This window comes from Streptomyces sp. NPDC003011 (genome assembly GCF_053591515.1).
This window is the reverse complement of record NZ_JBSFTY010000005.1, coordinates 137852-158843: the sequence shown is the minus strand read 5'-3', so window position 1 is coordinate 158843 and position 20992 is coordinate 137852. Positions and strand designations below refer to the sequence as shown.

Here is a 20992-nt window from a genome sequence, read left to right as displayed (position 1 = left end):
ATTCATACGGCATGGCTGACAGAGGAGCCCCGAAGTGACCGACCTCGCCGCGGTGAAGGCCGCTCTCAAGACCCAGGCAGTGGAGACGCCGTCCTGGGCGTACGGGAACTCCGGCACGCGCTTCAAGGTGTTCGCGCAGCCCGGGGTCCCCCGCGATCCGTGGGAGAAGCTGGCGGACGCGGCGAAGGTGCACGAGTTCACGGGCGTGGCTCCGACGGTCGCCCTGCACATCCCGTGGGACAAGGTCGACGGCCCCGACGCCTACACAGCGCTGGCGAAGTTCGCCGAGGAGCGGGGTGTGAGGCTGGGGGCGGTCAACTCCAACACGTTCCAGGACGACGCCTACAAGCTGGGCAGCATCTGTCACGCGGACCCGGCGGTGCGGCGCAAGGCGCTGGATCACCTGCTGGAGTGCGTGGACATCATGGACGCCACCGGCTCGCGTGACCTGAAGCTGTGGTTCGCCGACGGGACCAACTACCCCGGGCAGGACGACATCCGCGAGCGGCAGGACCGGCTGGCCGAGGGGCTGGCCGAGGTGTACCGGCGGCTCGGCGACGACCAGCGGATGCTGCTGGAGTACAAGTTCTTCGAGCCGGCCTTCTACCACACGGACGTGCCCGACTGGGGCACGGCGTACGCCCACTGCCTCAAGCTCGGCGAGAAGGCACAGGTCGTGGTCGACACCGGGCACCACGCCCCGGGCACCAACATCGAGTTCATCGTCGCCACGCTGCTGCGCGAGGGGAAGCTCGGCGGGTTCGACTTCAACTCGCGCTTCTACGCCGACGACGACCTGATGGTCGGTGCCGCGGACCCGTTCCAGCTGTTCCGGATCATGTACGAGGTGGTGCGCGGGGGCGGTTTCTCCGCCGAGGTCGCGTTCATGCTCGACCAGTGCCACAACATCGAGACGAAGATCCCCGCGATCATCCGGTCGGTGATGAACGTGCAGGAGGCCACGGCGAAGGCGCTGCTCGTGGACCGCGAGGCGCTGGACGCGGCGCAGCGGTCGGGCGACGTGCTGGAGGCCAACGCCGTGATCATGGACGCCTACAACACGGACGTGCGTCCGCTGCTCGCGGAGGTCCGCGAGGAGATGGGGCTCGACGCCGACCCGATGGCCGCGTACCGCCGGTCCGGGTGGGCCGAGCGGATCGTCGAGGAGCGGGTCGGCGGTCAGCAGGCCGGCTGGGGGGCGTGAGCGGCTGTTTCGCGTCCGCCGGGTCAGGCCGGTTACAGGCTGCGGGCCGTACGTGGCCGGTCGCGCAGTTCCCCGCGCCCCTTCCCGGGGCGCAGTCCACACCCTCGTCACCCTCGTCACCGTCGTCTCCCTCGTCACCCTCGTCTTCGAAGGACTGAACACACATGGCACCCCATCCCGAAGCCGCCGCTCTTCTCGCTCGTTCCCACCGGCTCGGCGCCGATCCCCGCAACACGAACTACGCGGGGGGCAACGCGTCGGCCAAGGGCACCGAAACCGATCCCGTCACCGGGGGTGATGTGGAGCTGATGTGGGTCAAGGGGTCCGGTGGTGACCTCGGGACGCTGACCGAGGCGGGGCTGGCCGTGCTGCGGCTGGACCGGATGCGGGCGCTCGCCGGCGTCTACCCGGGTGTGGAGCGCGAGGACGAGATGGTCGCCGCGTTCGACTACTGCCTGCACGGCAAGGGCGGTGCCGCCCCCTCCATCGACACCGCCATGCACGGGCTCGTCGAGGCCGCCCACGTGGACCATCTGCACCCCGACTCCGGGATCGCGCTGGCGTGCGCGGCCGACGGGGAGAAGCTGACCGCCGAGTGCTTCGGCGACACCGTGGTGTGGGTGCCGTGGCGGCGGCCCGGTTTCCAGCTCGGACTGGACATCGCGGCGGTGAAGGAGGCCAACCCGCAGGCGATCGGCTGCGTCCTCGGCGGGCACGGGATCACCGCCTGGGGGGACACCTCGCAGGAGTGCGAACGCAACTCGCTGCACATCATCCGCACCGCGGAGGCGTTCCTCGCCGAGCGGGGCAGGCCCGAGCCGTTCGGTCCGGTGATCGAGGGCTACGCGCCGCTGCCCGAGAGCGAGCGGCGTCAGCGCGCGGCGGCCCTGGCGCCGTACGTCCGTGCCGTCGCCTCGCAGGACAAGCCCCAGGTCGGTCACTTCACCGACGCCGACGTCGTCCTCGACTTCCTGGCCGCCGCCGAACACCCGCGGCTCGCCGCGCTCGGCACCTCCTGCCCGGACCACTTCCTGCGCACCAAGGTCCGGCCGCTGGTTCTGGACCTGCCGCCGACCGCTCCGCTGGACGAGGCGCTCGCGCGGCTGAAGGAACTGCACGCCGAGTACCGCGAGGAGTACGCGGCCTACTACCAGCGGCACGCCGCACCCGACTCCCCCGCGATGCGCGGCGCCGACCCGGCGATCGTGCTGATCCCGGGCGTCGGCATGTTCTCCTTCGGCAAGGACAAGCAGACCGCCCGGGTGGCCGGCGAGTTCTACGTCAACGCGATCAACGTGATGCGCGGGGCCGAGGCGGTCTCCACGTACGCGCCGATCGAGGAGTCGGAGAAGTTCCGCATCGAGTACTGGGCGCTGGAGGAGGCCAAGCTCCAGCGGATGCCGAAGCCCAAGCCGCTGGCGACCCGCGTGGCGCTGGTCACCGGCGCGGGCAGCGGGATCGGGAAGGCCATCGCCGAGCGGCTGGTCGCCGAAGGCGCGTGTGTCGTGATCGCGGACCTCGACGCCGAGAACGCGGCCCAGGTCGCCGAGGAGCTGGGCGGGCCGGACAAGGCCGTCGCCGTGACCGTCGACGTCACCTCCGAGGAGCAGATCGCCGAGGCGTTCCAGGCGGCGGCGCTGGCCTTCGGCGGTGTGGACCTGGTGGTCAACAACGCCGGCATCTCCATCTCCAAGCCGCTGCTGGAGACCTCGGCGAAGGACTGGGACCTCCAGCACGACATCATGGCCCGCGGCTCCTTCCTCGTCTCGCGCGAGGCGGCCCGGGTGATGATCGCGCAGGGACTGGGCGGCGACATCGTCTACATCGCCTCCAAGAACGCCGTGTTCGCCGGGCCCAACAACATCGCCTACTCCGCGACCAAGGCCGACCAGGCCCACCAGGTGCGGCTGCTGGCGGCCGAGCTGGGCGAGCACGGCATCCGCGTCAACGGCATCAACCCGGACGGGGTGGTGCGCGGCTCCGGGATCTTCGCGGGCGGCTGGGGCGCCAAGCGGGCGGCCGTGTACGGGGTCCCGGAGGAGAAGCTGGGCGAGTTCTACGCCCAGCGGACCATCCTCAAGCGGGAGGTCCTGCCCGAGCACGTCGCCAACGCGGTCTTCGCGCTGACCGGCGGCGAGCTGACCCACACCACAGGTCTGCACATCCCGGTCGACGCCGGCGTCGCGGCCGCCTTCCTGCGATGAGCGGGCCCGTGAAGTCGTACGCCGCGGTCGACCTCGGGGCGTCCAGCGGGCGTGTCATGGTCGGCCGCGTCGGGCCCGACAGCCTGGAGCTGACCGAGGCGCACCGCTTCCCGAACCGGCCGGTCCGGGTTCCGGAGGGGCTGCGCTGGGACATCCTCGGGCTCCACGGGGGTGTCCTGGACGGGCTGCGGGCGGCGGGCGCCCGCTGCGGCGGGCGGCTCGACTCCGTCGGCATCGACAGCTGGGCCGTGGATCACGGCCTCCTCGACGCCGACGGGGCGCTGCTGGGCAACCCCGTGCACTACCGGGACGCCCGGACCGAGGGCGTCGCGGAGAAGGTGTGGGCGACCGTCCCCGCCCCCGAGCTGTACGCGGCGACCGGGTTGCAGTACGCCCCCTTCAACACCCTGTACCAGCTGGTCGCGGCCCGCTCCTGCGAGCAGCTCACGTACGCGAGGCGGCTGCTGCTCATTCCCGATCTGCTCACCTACTGGCTGACCGGCGAGCAGGGCACCGAGCTGACCAACGCGTCGACGACCCAGCTGATCGACCCCCGCACGCGCGGGTGGTCGTACGACGTCGCGTCCCGGCTCGGCATCGACCTGGACCTGTTCGCGCCGCTGCGGCAGCCCGGCGATCCGGCGGGCGTGCTGCGGCCGGACGTGCTGGAGGAGACCGGGCTGGCCGGTCCGGTGCCGGTGACGGCGGTCGGCTCCCACGACACCGCGTCCGCGGTGGCGGCCGTCCCGGCGGGCTCCGAGCGGTTCGCGTACATCTGCACCGGCACCTGGTCCCTGGCGGGCCTGGAACTGGACGCGCCGGTGCTGACGGAGGAGAGCCGCCTCGCCAACTTCACCAACGAGCTGGGGCTGGACGGCACTGTCCGCTACCTGCGCAACATCATGGGCCTGTGGCTGCTCCAGGAGTGCGTACGGGCCTGGGGCAACCCCGATCTGGGGGCGCTGCTCCTCGACGCCGCCAAGGTGCCTGCGCTGCGGTCGGTGGTGGACGCGGGGGACGCCGGGTTCCTGGCACCGGGCCGGATGCCGGAGCGGATCGCCGAGGCGTGCCGCGTCTCGGGGCAGCCGGTGCCCACGTCGCCCGCCGAGATCACGCGCTGCATCCTCGACTCCCTCGCCCTCGCGCACCGCCGGGCGGTCGAGGACGCGCAGCGGCTGGCCGGCCATCCCGTCGACGTCGTGCACGTCGTCGGCGGCGGCACCCGCAACGCCCTGCTGTGCCAGCTGACCGCCGACGCCTGCGGGCTGCCGGTGGTCGCGGGCCCGACCGAGGCGGCGGCCCTGGGCAACGTCCTCGTGCAGGCCCGCGCCCACGGCCTGGTCGGCGACCTGGCGGGGATGCGCGGACTGCTCACCCGCACGCAGCCGCTGACGCGCTACGAACCGCAGGGCGACACCGCCCGGTGGCGCGAGGCGCAGGCCCGGCTCGCCGCCGGGTGACGGGGGCTCCCCCGGGGCCACCTGGCCGGACTACCCTTCACCCATCCGATGACCGACCACAAGGAGCCGCGATGCGTGTCGCCCTGTTCCTGACCTGTGTCAACGACACGCTCTATCCGGACACCGGGCGCGCCGTGGTGAAACTGCTGACCAGACTGGGTGTCGACGTCGACTTCCCGATGGCGCAGACCTGCTGCGGGCAGGCGCACTACAACACCGGCTACCGGCATGAGGCGGAGCCGCTGGCCCGGCATTTCTCCGATGTCTTCCGGGACTACGAGGCGATCGTGACACCCTCCGGCTCCTGCGGGGCGATGGTGCGGGAGCTGTATCCGCGGATGGGCGAGCGGGCCCGCGCCGAGGGGCGCGGGGACACCCTCGCGGCGACCTTGGCGCCGGTGGTGCCGAAGACGTACGAACTCACCGAGTTCCTGGTGGACGTGCTGGGGGTGACGGACGTCGGGGCCCACTACCCGCACACCGTCACCTACCACCCCACCTGCCACGGGCTGCGCGGCCTGGGTCTGGGCGACCGGCCCCGGCGGCTGCTCCAGGCCGTGCGGGGGCTGGAGCTGGTCGAGCTGCCGGGTGCCGACGAGTGCTGCGGCTTCGGCGGCACGTTCGCGCTGAAGAACGCCGACGTCTCGGCGGCGATGGGCGCGGACAAGGTGCGCAACGCCGAGTCGACGGGCGCGGAGGTACTGTGCGCGGCCGACAACTCCTGTCTGATGCACATCGGCGGGACCATGACCCGGCTGAAGACGGGTCTGCGGCCGGTGCACATCGCGGAGATCCTGGCCAGCACGGAGGAGGAACCAGCGGCATGAGCGGCACGTTCGTAGGCATGCCTGCGTTTCCCCCACCCGCCCACCCAACCCACCCGGCGTTTCCCGAGGCCGCGCACGAAGCGGTCAACAACCCCACCCTGCGCGGCAATCTGCGGCACGCCACGCACACCATCCGCGCCAAGCGGGCCAAGGCCGTCGCCGAGGTGTCCGACTGGGCGGAACTGCGGGAGGCCGGCAAGCAGATCAAGGACCACACGCTCCGCCGTCTCGACCACTATCTGGTGCAGGTGGAGGCGGCGGTCACGGCGGCGGGCGGCGTCGTCCACTGGGCCGCCGACGCCGATGAGGCCAACCGGATCGTGACCCGGCTCGTCAAGGAGACGGGCGAGTCGGAGGTCGTCAAGGTCAAGTCGATGGCCACACAGGAGATCGGGCTCAACGAGGCGCTGGAGGCCGAGGGCATCCGCGCCTACGAGACCGATCTCGCCGAGCTGATCGTGCAGTTGGGCAAGGACCGGCCCTCGCACATCCTGGTCCCCGCGATCCACCGCAACCGGGGCGAGATCCGGGACATCTTCGCGCGCGAGATGGGCGAGTGGGGCCGCCCGGCCCCCGAGGGCCTCACCGACACGCCCGCCGAACTCGCCGAGGCGGCCCGGGTGCACCTGCGGGAGAAGTTCCTGCGCGCCAAGGTCGGCATCTCCGGCGCCAACTTCATGGTCGCCGAGACCGGCACGCTGGTCGTGGTGGAGTCGGAGGGCAACGGGCGGATGTGCCTGACCCTGCCCGAGACGCTGATCTCGGTCGTCGGCATCGAGAAGATCGTGCCGACCTGGCGGGACCTGGAGGTGTTCCTGCAGACCCTCCCCCGCTCCTCGACGGCCGAGCGCATGAACCCGTACACCTCGACCTGGACCGGGACCACCGACGGGGACGGGCCGCGGACCTTCCACCTGGTGCTGCTCGACAACGGCCGCACCGACACCCTCGCCGACGAGGTCGGCCGCCAGGCCCTGCGCTGCATCCGCTGCTCGGCCTGTCTCAACGTCTGCCCGGTGTACGAACGGGCCGGCGGACACGCCTACGGCTCGGTCTACCCGGGTCCGATCGGAGCCATCCTCAGCCCTCAACTCCGGGGAACCGCAAGCGAGATCGACGCCTCCCTGCCGTACGCCTCGTCGCTGTGCGGGGCCTGCTACGAGGTGTGCCCGGTCGCCATCGACATCCCCGAGGTGCTGGTGCATCTGCGGGAACGGGTCGTGCAGGGCGGCCCGGTGACCCGGGAGGGCAACAAGGTGGTGCTCAAACCGGCGAAGGGGCATGCCGCGGAGCGGGCGGCGATGCGCGCGGCACGCTGGGCGTTCGCGCGTCCGGGCGCGCTGCGCGCCGGCCAGCGGCTCGCCTCGCGCACCCGCCGCTTCCATCCGCGCACGCTGCCCGGCCCCGGCGGCGCCTGGAGCGACACCCGGGATCTGCCGCCGGTGCCGGCCGAGCCGTTCCGCGACTGGTGGCGGCGTACACAGGGCGAGAACGGCGCGAACGGCGACAAGGGGGCCGCGAAGTGAGCAGCAGGGAACGGATCCTGGGCCGTGTGCGGCGCGCGCTGGCGGACGTACCGCGGGACGACCCGCCGTACGAGCGGGCGGTCGCCCGGGACTATCTGCGCGAGCACGGCGACCTGGATGTCGAGCGGACGGTGGACCTGCTGGCCGAGAACCTGGCGGACTACCGGGCCATCGTGCACCGTTGCACGGCCGCGGACCTGGCGTCGACGATCGCCGGGATGCTGGCCGCGCGGGGGGCGAAGACCGTGCTGGTCCCGCCGGGGCTGGACCCGTGGTGGCTGTCCGCGACGGCCGCCGAGACGGTGCCCGACCTGGCGGAGAGCACCCCGCGGGAACTCGACGGGGTCGACAGCGTGGTGACCGCGTGCGCGGTGGCGGTCGCCGAGACCGGCACGATCGTCCTGGACGGCGGCCCCGACCAGGGCCGCCGCCGCATCACCCTCGTCCCCGACCACCACATCTGTGTCGTACGGATCCCCGAACAGGTCGTCGCCTCCGTCCCGCAGGCTCTCGAACGCCTCGACCCGGCCCGCCCGTTGACCTGGATCTCCGGGCCGTCGGCGACCAGCGACATCGAGCTGGACCGGGTCGAGGGGGTGCACGGCCCGCGCACCCTGGAGGTGGTGCTGGTGAGCGGTCGGGTGAGCACGGGGGTCACCTCGCAGCGGCCGGAGGGAGCCGGCAGGACGCGTTGACGTCCCGGTACGTACGCCCTCAGCGCGGGCCAGGGCGACCGGCCCGCGCGCGGGGTGGTCCTGGGTACACCCCCGGATACGGGTTCTGCGCCCCATGTGCTCCGCCCGGCCTCTCCGTAGCTTCGTGAGCGAGGCACACCGCGTGCCGGACGGAGAGGATGACGATGTTTCGCACAGGCTCACGGCGGACGCACGACACGGGCCCCGCCCCGGAGGCACTGCGGCTGGTCAAGGTCAGCAAGACCTACGGCACGGACGACAGCGCCGTGACCGCGCTGGACGGGGTGACCCTGTGCCTCGGTCGCGGCACCTTCACCGCGGTGATGGGGCCGTCGGGCTCCGGCAAGTCCACGCTGCTGCAGTGCGCGGCCGGGCTCGACCGGCCGGACAGCGGGATCGTGCGGGTGGACGGCACCGAGCTGACCGGCGGCGGCGAGGCCGAGCTGACGAAGTTCCGGCGGGGGCGGATCGGGTTCGTGTTCCAGCAGTACAACCTGCTGGACACCCTGACCGTGGCCCAGAACACCGTGCTCCCCCTCAAGCTCGCCGGGCAGCGCGTGGACCGCAGACGGACCCGGGAGGTGCTGACGGCCGTCGGTCTGGGCGACCGGCTCGGGCACCGGCCCGACCAGCTGTCCGGCGGCCAGCGGCAGCGGGTGGCCATCGCCCGCGCGCTGGTCGGCGAACCCCGGGTGATCTTCGCGGACGAGCCGACCGGGGCTCTGGACACACGCAGCGCGCGCGGTGTGCTGCGGCTGCTCCAGGACACGGTGCGGGTGCACGGCCGGACCGTGGTGATGGTGACGCACGACCCGGTCGCCGCCTCCTACGCCGACTCCGTGCTGTTCCTCGCCGACGGCCGGCTGGCCGGGCACCTGGACGCCCCGACACCGGACGCGGTGGCCGAGCGGCTGGCGCACCTGGGCGACGACATGACGGCGGGGGTGTGAGCGATGTTCCTGCTGGCGATGCGGTCGGTACGGCAACGGCCCGGACGGTTCCTCGCGACGCTGCTGTCCGCCTTCCTGGGCGCGGCGATCATCATGACGTTCAACTCGCTGTACGACACGGCCGGGCAGGGCGGAGTCGACCCGGTGAGCGCGGACACCCTGAACACCTCGGCGAGTGTCGTCGGCGGATACGGCACCCTGCTGGTGTTCTTCGCCGTCGCCTCGACGCTGACGGTCAACGTCCGCCAGCGGGCGGCCGAGCTGGAGCTGCTGCGCTGCTCGGGGGCGACTGCGGCCCAGCTCAAGCGGATGGTCGTGGGTGAGGCGGTGGCGGTCGCCCTGGTGGGCGTGGTGCTGGCGAGCGGCCCGGCGATGCTCGGCGGGCGGGCCCTGCTGGCGGTGTTCCAGGACAGCGGGCAGGTCGCGCGGTCCGTCGACCACTCCTTCGGCCCCCTCGCGCTGATGTCGGGCCTCGCCATCACGCTGGTCGCCGCGGCGGGCGCCGCGTTCCTCGCCGTACGGCGCGCCACCCGCGGACACCGGCAGCGGGGCCGGGTACGGACGGTGCTCGCGTACGCCGCGCTGGTGATCGGTGCCGTGGCGGCCTGCTCCACCTTCGCCCTCTCGGCGACGGACGCGGCGCTGATGGCGGCGCCGGCGTACGGGGCGATCCTGCTGTCGGTGGGTTTCGCGCTGCTGTCGCCGCGGCTGCTGAAGGGCGTGCTGGACCGGCTGCCGCTGACCGGCGCCAGCGGCTGGCTGGCGGTGCGCAACCTGCGCCGCCGCTCGGACCACCTCGCCGGGATCCTGATGTCGCTGATCCTGTTCACGGCGGTGGCCACGGCCACGCTCTACATGCAGGCGGTGGAGAACGACGCCATGACGGCCACCGGGGTGACCAAGTCGGTCGAGGCCAAGAACCTGGAGACGCTGAACCTCACGGTCGTCGGCATCATCGTGGTGTTCGTCTGCGTGATGCTGGTCAACTCGCTGTACGCGGCGACCACGTACCGCGGCCGGGAGTTCGGGCAGCAGCGGCTCGCCGGAGCGACCCCGGGACAGGTGCTCGGCACCGTGGGCACCGAGGGGCTGATCCTCACGGTCACCGGGCTGTTCTTCGGCACGGTGGCCGCGCTGGCCGGGATCGTCCCGTTCACCGTCGTCCGCACCGACTCGGTGCTGCCCGGCCAGGGGCTGGGCATCTGGCTGGCGGTCGTGTCGATCGCGGCGGCGGCGACCCTGGGCACCAGCCTGGTCACGGCCCGGCGGGTGCTGCGCACTCCGGCCGTGCGGGCGGTCGCGGTGGCCGCGTGAGGACGACGGAGAGAGGCTGCCGGTCCGACGGCCGCCTTCTCCTTGCGGCGGCTTCCGCGGCGCGGCGGCTTCCGCGGCGTGGCGAGTGGTCGGTTCCCGTGTCCGCAATCACCCGGTGACACTGTTGATGCGTCAGGTGGCGCGGGCCGTCGTGGAGGGACACTCCCCGGCGGTCGCGCGAGCCACGGACGGCCCTGCCGGACGCACCGCTCCGGCAGTCTGCGCAGGGCCAGAGCGACGAAGGACGCGGGCGGCAGGATCGTCGACGACGTGATAGCGCGTCAACTCAGCGGCTCGGTGCAGAAGTCGGCGTATCCGGGTCTGCCCGTGGCGGCGGGTACGGTCGCCGCCACGTCCCCGGGCGGACTGGCGGCCGGGGGGTGCGGAGGATCTACCGTGCGGCGGTCGCCACTCCGTCGGCGGTCGGCGACGGCTACGGGACCGCGCCCGAGGCCGTGGCGGAAGCAGTGCGAAGAGTCTTCGAACTCGCGGATGCGGAGCGCCGCAGCGGGCGCGTGCGGCTGTGCTCCATCGCCCTGCCGCTCCTGGGAGCGGGCCGCGGCGGCCTCGACGCGCGCACCGGCGTGGAAACCATCCTCGGAGCACCGGAGCCGGCGCTCGCGGCGCACCCCGACTGGTCGGTGCACCTGGTGACCCGCAACCCGCTCAGTGCCCGCGCCGTCCTCGACGCCCTGGCCGCACGCCGACGGTGACACGCCCACGGGCCATATCCTCCCGAGAGCCCGCCGGAGCGGAGCGTGTGTCAGTCCGCCTCGCGCAGACGGTACTTGCTCTGTGTCCCGTCGGGCGTCTCGACGGTGACCCACCCGTCCCGGATGACGTACAGAAAGCCGCCGTTGCGTGCCGTGTACCCGAGCTCAGTCCGGGTGGCGGGGACGGTGATCGCCTCGTTCCCGTCGCCCTGCAGCCAGGATCCGTCGTAGTACACCTCCCCGTCTGCGGTGCGGCACAGGATGATCCGGTGCTGGGATGTCGTGTAGTGGTGCAGCAGCACGGCTCCGGAGCCGTGCGGAATGCGGTCGGCCACGGCCGTCGGGCAGCCGGCGCCGTCCCGCAGCGTCCGGACGTCCGCGCCCTGACCGGTGCCACGCTCGTACCAGTAGGCGGCGGCACCAGCGACCACGGTCACGAGCAGCGCGGCCGACAGACCCCAGGCCAGGCCTGGTCGACGACGCCCTCTGGCCGGTGGCCGCGCGATCTGCCGGGGCGGCAGGGGCTGCGGCTGAAATCGTGGCTGCGGCTGCGGCTGCGGCTGCGGCTGCGGCTGCGGCTGCGGGGCGACCGGTAGCCGCACCGGGGCCGGACTCGGTACGGGGGCCGGACTCGGTACGGGGGCCGGACTCGGTACGGGGGCCGGTCTCGGTACGAAGACGGCAGCGCGTGGGGCCGGAGGCGACGGGGAGAAGCCGCCGGGTCGGATCTCCTGGCGGCGCCGGTCGGCGTACGTGTCCAGGACGCGCAGCGTGTCGCCACGGTAGCCGAAGCCCCGGGCGCGGGTGAGGAATACCGCGTGCAGGGTGTCCCGCCACTGAGCGGCCGTGGGCCGGCCGGTCGTGGCGTACGGGTCGTCGAGGGCGCGAGTGAACAGCCCGCGCAGTCTCCCGTCCAGGTCGGTCGGGAAGTCCGAGGCCTTCACCCAGGGACCGCGCGCTCCATGGTGCCAGCGCGGGCCACCGGGATTGAGGAACAGACCGCGGTAGAGCACCAGCGCCAGGGCGAACCGGTCGCTGTAACGGTCGTGCGCCTTGATCCTCCCGGCGATGAGGCGGGGATCCTGCCACTCCGTCGTGGCGACCCCGTGCGTCGGCGGCGGGTGGTGCGGCATGAGGCCGTCGCAGTCGATGAGGTAGGCGTGGGTGTCCTGCTCCCGCCAGACGAGGTTCTTCCAGGCGACATCCCCGTGCGTGAGCTCGCGCTCGTCGAGCTCCACGAAGATGTCGCACACCCGGATCAGCACGCCCAGCCGAACCTGGGCCCGCGGCGGGTCGGCGCGGGCGAGGCACAGGAAGTCCAGCGTGCGCGTCCGGAGCCGGCCCTGGTCGTCGTGGCGCATGAAGGACTCGGGAAGCAGCGGCAGGATCACTCCCGCGACCGCGCCCCCGCGACCGTGGATCACGTCGATGGGCCAGTTGATCGATGACTCCGCGGTCGTCGCGAGTTTCCCCGTCCCGTCCCGTCCCGGCCCTCGGCCCGCCGTACGACCTCGTCCCCGATCAGGGCGAGCCGGTGCAACCGGTCGATGTCCGGCGACGCCGAGACCGGCGTCCGGTACTCCTTGTAGACGCGGCGCCGCCCGTCCTGGCCCTCGCACCGGTACAGCACCGCCTGGCCGCCGTCATCGTTCAGCGGTCGCGCCTCGACCTTGTAGGTCCGCCCCAGCCTGTTGGACACCACCCTCATCGGCTACACGTCCTCGGTGCGGTGCGGCCAGAGGACCAGGGCGGTACGGTCGTCGTGCGAACCCTGGCGCCGGTAGCGCAGGGAGTCGGCCATGGCCGAGGCGTCGCAGCGCACGGCCCACCGCTCCGCGAGCCACGTCCGCACCGCCGGGGAACCGAAGACGTCCTCAGCGAGACCGTCGGAGGCGAGGACGAGGCTGCTGTCCCGGGTGTCCGGCAGGGGGGCGTACTCGGCGGCGTCCGCGGGCGCGGGATGCGGCAGGGCCGCGGTGACGCGGTTGAGCGGACCCTCCTCCTTGTGGAACACGGTCCCCCACACGCCGTCGGCCAGGGTCATGACCGCGCAGTCGCCGATGCGGACGGCCCAGCCGACGCCGTCCGCGGGCACCAGGACGAAGGCGACCGTGGAGGACAGGTCACCGTCCGTCAGCCCGGGGAGGGCAACCGCACGCAGGCGGAGCAGCTGGGCGCAGGCCTCGCCGAGGATGTCTCCCAGCACCGCGTGCGGATTCGCCTCCAGCCGCTCTGCCGTGGTCCGGCGTGCCGCCGTACACAGGAGGGCGGACAGCAGGGAGGCACCCAGTTGCGAGGTGAGGGCGCGGGAACCGAGGCCGTCGCAGACCACGGCGGCCAGGAGGGAGCCGTCGTCCGAGACGGTGAACTGGTAGGCGTCCTGTGCCGTGGTGCCGCTGTTCAGGTGCGACTGCCCGACGAGGCTGGCCGCGCCGAGCCAGCGGTCCCGCAGCAGTCCCGCGTCGGCCCGCACGCCGGGGAGCGAGGTGTCCACGGGGGACAGGCGCGGCAGTGGGAGCGGTTGGAGGGTTCCGACGCGCGGGGCGTGGGTGGAGAGAGTGCGGGGCCGGCCCGCCGGGCCGGTTCCCCCGGTGTCGGCCGCGTGCGGATTCCCGCCGCGGGCGGGTGACTCGGATCCGTGGCCGGCGGGCTGTCCGGTGGCGGACCCGTCGCCGGCGGGCGGCTCGCCGGCGGAATCGCCGCCGGAGGCCGCCTCGGTGGTGGTCCGGACGTTCACAAAGACTCCGGCTGACCCGTCGTCGGTGGAGCCCTCGGAGGCGGATCCCCGTCCTGCGGTCCCTTCGGCGGTCCCTTCGGCGGTCCCTTCGGCGGTCCCTTCGGCGGTCCCTTCGGCAGCGGTATCGTGGCCGTCGGCTCCGGTCCCGTCGTGGACCGGGTCCGCCGGGCCAGCGGCGGTGCCCGCGCCGGGCAGTGGCGGGTCCGCTGTCACGGCGCCGGGCCACGGCCTGGCGGCCGGTATGTCCGCACTCCCGGTCTGCCGGGCCGCGCCCCGCCGGACCGGAGCCGGGTCGGCCGGCGGGCCGGCCGGCGAGCGTCCGTCGTCCGCCTCGCTGCTCGGGCCGGCACCCCGGCTGCGGCGCCATCTGTCGAACATGCTCACCCCACCAGGCGCTGGTCGAGCGGGAGTTGCGTGAGCTTGGTCCCGTCGCTCGGGACGGAGAGCGCCCCGCCGGCGGTGGAGGAGAAGGAGCTGGAGGTGGTGCGGATGCTTCTGACCACCGTGTGCAGGATCTCCCGCACGGCCGTGCCCGGATCGCTCTCGTCGGTGAAGAAGGCGAAGCCCGTCGAAACGCGCTGGATGGCCTCACGGTTGGCCCGGCCGAAGCCGAAGCTCACGATCTGGACGCCGTACTTGTCCTCCTTCGCCGTGATCTCCGCTCGGGCCTGTGTCCAGTCCTCATGGGCGTTGTGTTCGCCGTCGCTGATGAAGAAGACGACGGGCTGGTGGTAGGCGCTGCCCTTGCCGAGGCCCTTGATGCCGTCGCGCAGGGCCTGCCCGGAGGCCCGCAGCCCCGTCGCGAAGTCGGTTCCGCCCTGCGGAGCGAGCACGGGCATGTCGGCGAAGGCGATGTCCGTCAGCGGCAGGACGCACTCGGCGTGGTCGGAGAAGGTGACGACGGCGAGCCGCGCGATCTCTCCGGTGCCCGGGTCGTCCTTGATGACCTGCTTGATCTCGGGCAGTGCCTGGTTGACGGCGTCCATCGGTGCGCCTCTCATCGAGATGGAGACGTCGAGGCAGAGGCAGACGGGAAAAACAGCGGGCCGTTCGACGTTGGAGAATGCGGACATGCGTGTCATCACTTCCGTTCAATACGCGGAAAGCAGCGAACTCTGAATGACCTCTCTTCATTCCGTTTTTTGGGCGCGCTCCACCGGTACACGTGCCACCGGCAAACGTGATCCATTCACCGGAAGGAAATATCAGGAGGCGCGAAGAGGGACATTCACCGAAGCGGAACGCCGGGCCACCCAGTGGGCCGCTGAAAGGAAAGTATGCACCTGCACGAGCGAGTGCGAAGCACTTTCGGCCCATTCCCCGGAAAAACCCGGAAAATGCCCGGCTCTCGCCCAGGTGGTCAGGACCAGGGGGCGCGCTCCTCGCCCGGCGGCCCGATCTCGACGCCGTAGCGCGCCAGCTCCCTGCCCACCCAGCGCATGGTCTCCGAGGCGTCCAGGTCCCGCGGGGGCTCGTCGGTGACCTCGACGAGGCCGCTCTCCGCGCCATGGTCGAACAGCACCAGAGACTCGTGCGGGAGATCGAGCCGGGACAGCCAGACGAACCCCTGCGCCCAGTCCGCCTCGGCACGCAGCCAGTGCCCCCAGCGCCTGGTGAAGGCGTACTCCGTGGGGTTGGAGTGCACCAGCCACCCGTCGCTCTGCTGCACCGAGTTGAGGTCCGGCATGCTGCGCAGGGACACCAGCGACACGTCACGGGCCAGCCGGACCTGGGAGAGCCGCTTGCCCTCCACCTCCTTGCGCGGCAGGATCCGGCGATTGCCATGGCCGTCGAAGCGCATGTCGCGGATCAGCCTCTCGACGAGGGCGGTCACCGGCTCGGGTGCCGCGTACAGATACGCGTACCGGTCGTTGGGGGTGCTGTCGAACCGGGCGCCGCCGAAGTGGTGGTCCTGCGCGGTGGTGTTGAAGCAGTCCGCGTCGCGCTTGCGCGAGTGCACTCGGTAGAGGACCTTGCCGGCCCTCCATGTGACGCGCCGGGGCTCCGCCGTGCCCTTGCCGGGCAGTCCCGCACCACGAGCCATGTCAGTCCTCCTCCCCCACCACACGTGCGGCGGCCAGTAGTTGATCGTCCAGGCCCGCGCCGAGCAGGGCCGCCGGCACCGCGTCCAGCCAGAGGTTGGGGCCGAGCCACCAGTCGGCCACGCCCCACGGGTCGAGGGCCGCGCCCAGCAGGCCGTTGATGGTGAGGACCAGCGTGCGGGACCGCCCGTCCGGGCCGAACTGGAAGGCCGGGAGCAGTTCGGCCCCGTCCTGTGACCGCAGGCGGATGAGTTCCGCTTCGTCGGCTTCCACGCCGAAGCCGTCCCGCAGCTCATCGGCGGTGACCGCGGGTTCGGACAGGATCCGCTCGCGGGCCGAGGCCCAGCGCCGTTCCGCGGCCGGGAGGGGACCGGTGCCGCCGTCCGCCGCCGCCCCCGGTGCGACCGGGTCCGCGGAGCCGCGGGGCCGGCCCGCGCCGGGGCCGCCGAGCGAGAGGTGCGCGACCAGCAGCTCGTGCGGCGCCTGCGCCGTCGTGCCGTGGAAGCGCCGGCCGACCGCGCCGCGCTCGGAGTCGGGCAGGGCCGTACGCAGATGCAGGGCGAGGGCCTGCGTGACCGCCCGCAGCCGGTGTTCGTCACCCCCTTCGGCCACGAGGGCCAGCAGGCCGTCGAGTTGTTCCCGGTCCCGCGACCTCAGTTTCTCCCGCATCGCCTGTAGATCCCATACCAGCGCGCTGATCAGTTGCCGGTCATAGTCTCCATGCGCCCCCTCTCGGAATCAGGACGGAGACGTACGCTAGTGAGATACGGTTCCTTTGGCAATTGGGCGGCACGACCGGGGGATTTCGGAGGAAGCTATTCCTGCACGCGGACAGGGGGCATTCACGCGCATGGGCAATGAGGCTTCGGATGATCATTCCGAGGAGTCCGCAGCGGCGGAATTCGTCGAACTGAGCACGTACGGGAACGAACACCCGTACGAGAATGGCGGAGCGGAACGGGCCGCGAACGGAACGGCGGACGGGGCCCGGGAGGAACCAGTGCACCGGGCGGTCCACCTGCTCGGACTGGCCGAGGAGACACTGGCCGCAGAGACACCGGCCGAAGAGACGGTGACCGCGCAGACGGTGACCGCGCAGACGGTGACCGCGCACACGCCGTCGGGAGAGCCGCCGACCGTCCGCCCGGGAACCGGGGCCGAGGTGGAACGGGCCGTGGCCGCGCTGGAGGAGGCGGAAGGCATCCTCGCCGGACCGTGTGCCTCGGCGACGGAGACCGGCGAACGCCGGCGGCTGTACGAGGGGTCGCTGTGGGCCGCCGAGATCCGCTACGCCCACGGGCGGGCTGCCCCCGACCTGGACACCGTGATCGCCCGCGCCGAGGCCCTGCGCGCCCTGGCCGTCGAGGCGGGCGCAGCCTCCGCCACCGACGACGGCGATCCGCAGGCCGCCCGCCATGCGTTGGTGGATCTCACCTGTGACCTGGCCCTGGACCTCGCGACGCGCTGGAGCCTGAGCGAGCCCGGCACGCGCCCACCCGCGACCGCGTTCAGTCCGTCGCCTTCGCGTATTCCTGTGCCATGCCTCCCGCGAAGTCGTACACCACGACCTGCTCGTCGCTGACGACCCAGGCGTCGTGGCCGGGTGTGCACACGAAGACGTCGCCGGGGCCCACCTCGCTCTCGGCGCCGTCGTCCATGTGGATACGCAGACGCCCCTGGACGACGTAGCCGTTGTGGTGGACCTGGCAGCTGTCCGTGCCCGCTATCGGTGCCACGGACTCCGACCAGCGCCAGCCCGGCTCGAAGGTCGCGACAGCGAAGTCGAGTCCGCTGAGATGGACGGCTTCGAGATGCCCCCGGGGGAAATCGCGGCGCTCGTCCGCCTTGTCGAGTGTCTTCACCTCAAGCATGACGGCTCTCCCTTCCGGCCGTTGTCCGTACGGCCGGGGCCGGTCTCCGTCTTCCGCCCGTTCGAGCGGAACCGGCGGGGGCCGCGCCCCATCACTCCATGGTCCGCCCGTCCATCCGGAGCCGCCATTCGGGTGACGGCGGCTCCTGGTGTCAGGCTCCGGTCGCGCACAACCGGGCGAAGCGCTCCACGTCGATGTTCCCGCCGGAGACGATCACTCCGATCCGGCTCGGGAGGGTTCCCGCCCGGCCGGCGAGCAGGGCGGCCAGCGGGGTGGCGCCGCTGGGCTCGACGACGATCTTCAGGCGTTCGAACGCGAACCGCATCGCCGCCCGGATCTCGTCGTCGGACACCAGGGCGATCCCGTCCACGAGCCGCCGGTTGACGGAGAAGGTCAGCTCCCCCGGGGTCTCCGCGGCCTGGCCGTCGGCGATGGTGCGGGGCACGGGGATCGTGACCCGCCGGCCCGCCTCCAGCGACCGTCTGGTGTCGTCCCCGGCCTCCGGCTCCACGCCGATCACCCGGATGCCGGCGTCCAGGCCCTTGGCCGCGGTGGCACTGCCGGCGATCAGCCCACCGCCGCCGACCGGCGTCATCAGCGCACCCAACTCCCCCACCTCTTCGAGGAGTTCGAGTGCCGCGGTGCCCTGGCCCGCGATGACGTGCGGGTGTTCGTAGGGCGGGATGAGGGCGAGGTCGCGCTCGGCGGCCAGGGCCTCACCGATGGCCACGCGGTCGCCGGTGTAGCGGTCGTACGTCACGATCTCGGCGCCGTAGGCGGCGGTGGCCGCCCGCTTGGAGGCCGGGGTGTCCTCCGGCATGACGATCACCGCGGTGGTGCCGAGTTCCCGGGCGGCCAGGGCGACGGCCTGGGCGTGGTTGCCGGAGGAGTAGGCGGCGATGCCCCGGGCCAGTTGCCCGGGGGTGAGCCGGGAGGCCGCGTTGTAGGCGCCGCGGAACTTGAAGGCGCCCACGCGCTGGAAGTTCTCGCACTTGAGGAAGACCTCGGCGCCGACGAGTTCGTCGAGGGTGCGTGAGCGCAGGACGGGGGTGCGGTGGGCGACGCCCTTCAGTTGGGCGGCCGCGTCACGGATGTCGTCGAGGGTGACCGGCGGGGTGGTGGTCGTCACGCGTGTCCTCCATCGGAAGCGGAAGAAGAAGCAGCAGCGGCAGGGCCGGAGGAGCCGGCCACGGCCCCGGAGGGGGACCCGACGGCGGAACCGGCCATGGCGTCGGAGGGACCGGAGGGATCAGGGGCATCGGCGGCCGGGGTGGTCGCGGCCCTGGCCTGGGAGAGGTAGCTGTACGCGGAGGCGCGGGAGATGCCGAGCCGGGCGGCGACCTGCTCGACCGCTCGCCGTACGGCGAAGACCCCGCGGTCGTCGAGGCTGCGGAACAGCTCCAGGCGTTCCGCGCGGTCGAGGCCCGCCCAGGGGCGGTTCTGGCGGAGCTGATGGGCGTCGAGTATCACGTCGACGACGGAGTCGATGTCGTTGCCGAACGTGGTGACCGGCAGTTCGGCGGGTGCCCGGCCGATTCCGGCGAGTGCGCCGAGCAGGGCGTGGGCCTCGGTGACCGCGGAGACGTCGAGGTTGACGCAGACGGCGCCGAACACCGCGCCGGTGGAGTCCCGCAGCACCATGGTGGAGGACTTGACGGTCTGCCCGGCGGGCGTGCGGGTGACGTAGTTCAGCTCGTCGGCCGCCCGGTCGCCGCGCGCGACCATCCGCAGGCCGATCTCACTCATCGCCCCGCCCACGGCACGGCCGGTCACCGCCCCGGCGAGGGCGACCACCGACCGCTCCGGGCGCCGGTAGTCATGCAGGACCACTTCGCACATCGGGCCGAACGTCGCCACGATCCCCTCGACGACCGGCTTCAGCGCGCCGAGGATCGCGTCCCGCTCGGCCTCCAGGCGCTGTTCGCCCGACATCACGCCCTCCCTCTCCCGACCAGCTCCTCTAGACTACACGTCCAATCACTGGACTGGAAGTCCAATCAGCCTCCGGTCGTCCCCTCGGACCCACCCCCGGACGCACCCCTGCCCAGGACCTTGACGGCACTGATGTTACCGGTAACATCAGTGCCGTCGGAGCGAACGAGAGGTGTGTGCTGTGCCGGGGGAAGAACGCGTTGTCGACAGCAGCAGGCCGGTGCCGTCCGTGGCGGCGCCGGCGCACACACCGGTTTTCAGTCCGGCCGCCGTGGTGGCTTCCTGCGTCGGCTTCGTCCTGATCGGAGCCCTGCAAGCCCTCTACGGTCCGGCCATTCCGGCGTTCCGCGAGGAGTTCGGGCTGACTCCCTCGGCCGCCGGCCTGGGGCTGAGCGCCCATTTCGTCGGCGGGGTCGCCGGTGTGCTGCTGTTCGACCGGCTCTACGGCCGCTTCGGCAACCGGCAGATCCTCGGCGCCTCGTACCTGCTCATGGCGATCGGCGCGGCGGGCTTCGCGCTGGCGCCGGCCTGGCCGGCCGCGCTGGCCTCGGCGCTGTTCGCCGGGCTCGGCTTCGGCGGCATCGACTACGGCCTCAACCAGCTGTTCGCGCTCGGCTTCGGTCACCGTTCGACCGCCATGCTGAACATCCTCAACGCGCACTTCGGCGTGGGCGCGATCCTCGGACCCGCGCTGATCGGTGTGGTCGGCTCCGAGCACTACCCGGCGGTCTTCCTCGGATTCGCGCTCGCCAACCTGCCGTTGCTGCTGTGCCTGAAGGGCGTCCGCGACCGGGCGCCACAGCCGGCCGGTGCCCCGGAGGCGGGCGGCGCGCGGGTCGTCGGCCGCAGCCTGGGCTCCGTACTGGCCGTCTTCGTCGCGCTCTACGTCCTGCACGTGGGCATCGAGGCGGGTGTCGGCGGCTGGGAGCCCACCCATCTGGAGACCGTCGGCTACGGCGCCGGGGTCGCCGCGACCGCCACCTCCGTCTACTGGCTGATGATGACCGTCGGCCGGTTCCTGGTCGCGCCGATCGCGCTGCGTTTCTCGGCGCAGGCCATCATCACGGTCTCCTGCGCGGGCATGACGGTCTGTCTGCTGCTGGCCTCGGTCCCGGCCCTCGCGCCGTACGCCTACGCCGGGGTCGGTCTGTTCATCGCCCCGATCTTCCCCACCGGCCTGCCCTGGCTGCACCGGGCCGCCCCGAGCGCCCGCCGGGCCGGTGCCGTGGTCATCGCCGCGTCCATGATCGGCGGTGTCGCCGCCGGGCCGGCGCTCGGCAAGGCCATCGAGGCGTCCGGCGTCCGCGCGGTCCCGCTGCTGCTGTCCGGGATCTCGGCGCTGTGCCTGGCGGCGACGCTCTGGCTGATCCGCGCGACCCGCGCCCGCTGAAGCGGTCCGGTCCGACCCCCTCCGTCCTCACTCAGCGTCCGTTCGGCTCTCCGTCCGAACCCATCCGTCCGCACTCGGCACCCGATCCCTCCGTCCGAGCCCCTCCTCCGTTCCCAGCGCCTCTCCC

The 20992-nt window shown here is 72.4% G+C and carries 20 protein-coding genes; 11 read left to right on the top strand and 9 right to left on the bottom strand.

Annotation, left to right across the window (positions count from 1 at the left end; all coding sequences use genetic code 11):
• Positions 1 to 34 precede the first annotated feature (34 nt).
• The 9 genes from rhaI to ACWD0J_RS04360 all read left to right on the top strand — a co-directional run bounded on the left by rhaI (position 35) and on the right by ACWD0J_RS04360 (position 10893).
• Positions 35 to 1204, top strand: a complete 1170-nt coding sequence (gene rhaI, locus ACWD0J_RS04400) for an L-rhamnose isomerase (RefSeq protein ID WP_451494229.1) — start codon at positions 35 to 37, stop codon at positions 1202 to 1204.
• 164 nt (positions 1205 to 1368) lie between these two features.
• Positions 1369 to 3408: a bifunctional aldolase/short-chain dehydrogenase gene (locus tag ACWD0J_RS04395; protein WP_451494228.1), complete on the top strand. Its 2040-nt coding sequence runs from the start codon at positions 1369 to 1371 to the stop codon at positions 3406 to 3408.
• Positions 3405 to 4868 carry a rhamnulokinase gene (locus ACWD0J_RS04390; protein WP_451494227.1) on the top strand — a complete coding sequence of 488 codons (1464 nt, stop codon included), beginning with the start codon at positions 3405 to 3407 and terminating at the stop codon, positions 4866 to 4868. The genes ACWD0J_RS04395 and ACWD0J_RS04390 overlap by 4 nt, the downstream gene beginning before the upstream one ends.
• 71 nt (positions 4869 to 4939) lie before the next feature.
• On the top strand, positions 4940 to 5695 hold the full coding sequence (locus ACWD0J_RS04385; protein WP_451494226.1) for a (Fe-S)-binding protein: 756 nt from the start codon (positions 4940 to 4942) through the stop codon (positions 5693 to 5695).
• Positions 5692 to 7221 (top strand): LutB/LldF family L-lactate oxidation iron-sulfur protein, encoded by a 1530-nt coding sequence (locus ACWD0J_RS04380; RefSeq protein WP_451494225.1) that lies wholly within the window; start codon positions 5692 to 5694, stop codon positions 7219 to 7221. Before ACWD0J_RS04385 ends, ACWD0J_RS04380 begins: the two co-directional genes overlap by 4 nt.
• The gene (locus tag ACWD0J_RS04375) at positions 7218 to 7916 is read left to right on the top strand and encodes a LutC/YkgG family protein (protein ID WP_451494224.1); all 699 of its coding nucleotides are present in this window, start codon (positions 7218 to 7220) and stop codon (positions 7914 to 7916) included. The genes ACWD0J_RS04380 and ACWD0J_RS04375 overlap by 4 nt, the downstream gene beginning before the upstream one ends.
• Before the next feature lie 164 nt (positions 7917 to 8080).
• Entirely contained in the window at positions 8081 to 8866 is a 786-nt protein-coding gene (locus tag ACWD0J_RS04370) for an ABC transporter ATP-binding protein (RefSeq protein ID WP_451494223.1), read from the top strand.
• A gap of 3 nt (positions 8867 to 8869) precedes the next feature.
• Positions 8870 to 10180, top strand: coding sequence for an FtsX-like permease family protein (locus ACWD0J_RS04365; RefSeq protein WP_451494222.1), 1311 nt, complete (start codon positions 8870 to 8872; stop codon positions 10178 to 10180).
• A gap of 380 nt (positions 10181 to 10560) precedes the next feature.
• Positions 10561 to 10893, top strand: coding sequence for a hypothetical protein (locus ACWD0J_RS04360; protein ID WP_451494221.1), 333 nt, complete (start codon positions 10561 to 10563; stop codon positions 10891 to 10893).
• A gap of 50 nt (positions 10894 to 10943) precedes the next feature.
• On the opposite strand, the gene ACWD0J_RS04355 is transcribed toward ACWD0J_RS04360, so the two are convergent.
• The 6 genes from ACWD0J_RS04355 to ACWD0J_RS04330 form a co-directional block, all read right to left on the bottom strand.
• A complete protein-coding gene (locus ACWD0J_RS04355) occupies positions 10944 to 12317 on the bottom strand; it encodes a hypothetical protein (RefSeq protein WP_451494220.1) in 1374 nt (457 codons plus the stop codon).
• Positions 12314 to 12601, bottom strand: coding sequence for a hypothetical protein (locus tag ACWD0J_RS04350; RefSeq protein ID WP_451494219.1), 288 nt, complete (start codon positions 12599 to 12601; stop codon positions 12314 to 12316). The genes ACWD0J_RS04355 and ACWD0J_RS04350 overlap by 4 nt, the downstream gene beginning before the upstream one ends.
• Positions 12602 to 12604: 3 nt before the next feature.
• Positions 12605 to 13630 (bottom strand): protein phosphatase 2C domain-containing protein, encoded by a 1026-nt coding sequence (locus tag ACWD0J_RS04345; RefSeq protein ID WP_451494218.1) that lies wholly within the window; start codon positions 13628 to 13630, stop codon positions 12605 to 12607.
• Between the two features lie 380 nt (positions 13631 to 14010).
• A complete protein-coding gene (locus ACWD0J_RS04340; protein ID WP_451494217.1) occupies positions 14011 to 14703 on the bottom strand; it encodes a vWA domain-containing protein in 693 nt (230 codons plus the stop codon).
• Between the two features lie 287 nt (positions 14704 to 14990).
• The gene (locus ACWD0J_RS04335; protein ID WP_451494216.1) at positions 14991 to 15674 is read right to left on the bottom strand and encodes an RES family NAD+ phosphorylase; all 684 of its coding nucleotides are present in this window, start codon (positions 15672 to 15674) and stop codon (positions 14991 to 14993) included.
• Position 15675: 1 nt separating this feature from the next.
• The gene (locus ACWD0J_RS04330) at positions 15676 to 16341 is read right to left on the bottom strand and encodes a DUF3168 domain-containing protein (protein ID WP_451494215.1); all 666 of its coding nucleotides are present in this window, start codon (positions 16339 to 16341) and stop codon (positions 15676 to 15678) included.
• Between the two features lie 181 nt (positions 16342 to 16522).
• Between ACWD0J_RS04330 and ACWD0J_RS04325 the strand changes: the two genes are divergently transcribed.
• Positions 16523 to 17254, top strand: a complete 732-nt coding sequence (locus ACWD0J_RS04325) for a hypothetical protein (protein WP_451494214.1) — start codon at positions 16523 to 16525, stop codon at positions 17252 to 17254.
• On the opposite strand, the gene ACWD0J_RS04320 is transcribed toward ACWD0J_RS04325, so the two are convergent.
• From ACWD0J_RS04320 to ACWD0J_RS04310, 3 genes are all read right to left on the bottom strand, one after another.
• Complete coding sequence (locus ACWD0J_RS04320; protein ID WP_451494213.1) at positions 17181 to 17543, bottom strand: cupin domain-containing protein; 363 nt, start codon at positions 17541 to 17543, stop codon at positions 17181 to 17183. The two genes, ACWD0J_RS04325 and ACWD0J_RS04320, sit on opposite strands and share 74 nt — an antisense overlap.
• Positions 17544 to 17694: 151 nt before the next feature.
• Complete coding sequence (locus tag ACWD0J_RS04315; protein ID WP_451494212.1) at positions 17695 to 18672, bottom strand: pyridoxal-phosphate dependent enzyme; 978 nt, start codon at positions 18670 to 18672, stop codon at positions 17695 to 17697.
• Complete coding sequence (locus ACWD0J_RS04310) at positions 18669 to 19475, bottom strand: helix-turn-helix transcriptional regulator (protein ID WP_451494211.1); 807 nt, start codon at positions 19473 to 19475, stop codon at positions 18669 to 18671. The genes ACWD0J_RS04315 and ACWD0J_RS04310 overlap by 4 nt, the downstream gene beginning before the upstream one ends.
• 271 nt (positions 19476 to 19746) lie before the next feature.
• Between ACWD0J_RS04310 and ACWD0J_RS04305 the strand changes: the two genes are divergently transcribed.
• Complete coding sequence (locus tag ACWD0J_RS04305; RefSeq protein ID WP_451494210.1) at positions 19747 to 20865, top strand: MFS transporter; 1119 nt, start codon at positions 19747 to 19749, stop codon at positions 20863 to 20865.
• The last annotated feature ends 127 nt before the right edge of the window (positions 20866 to 20992 follow it).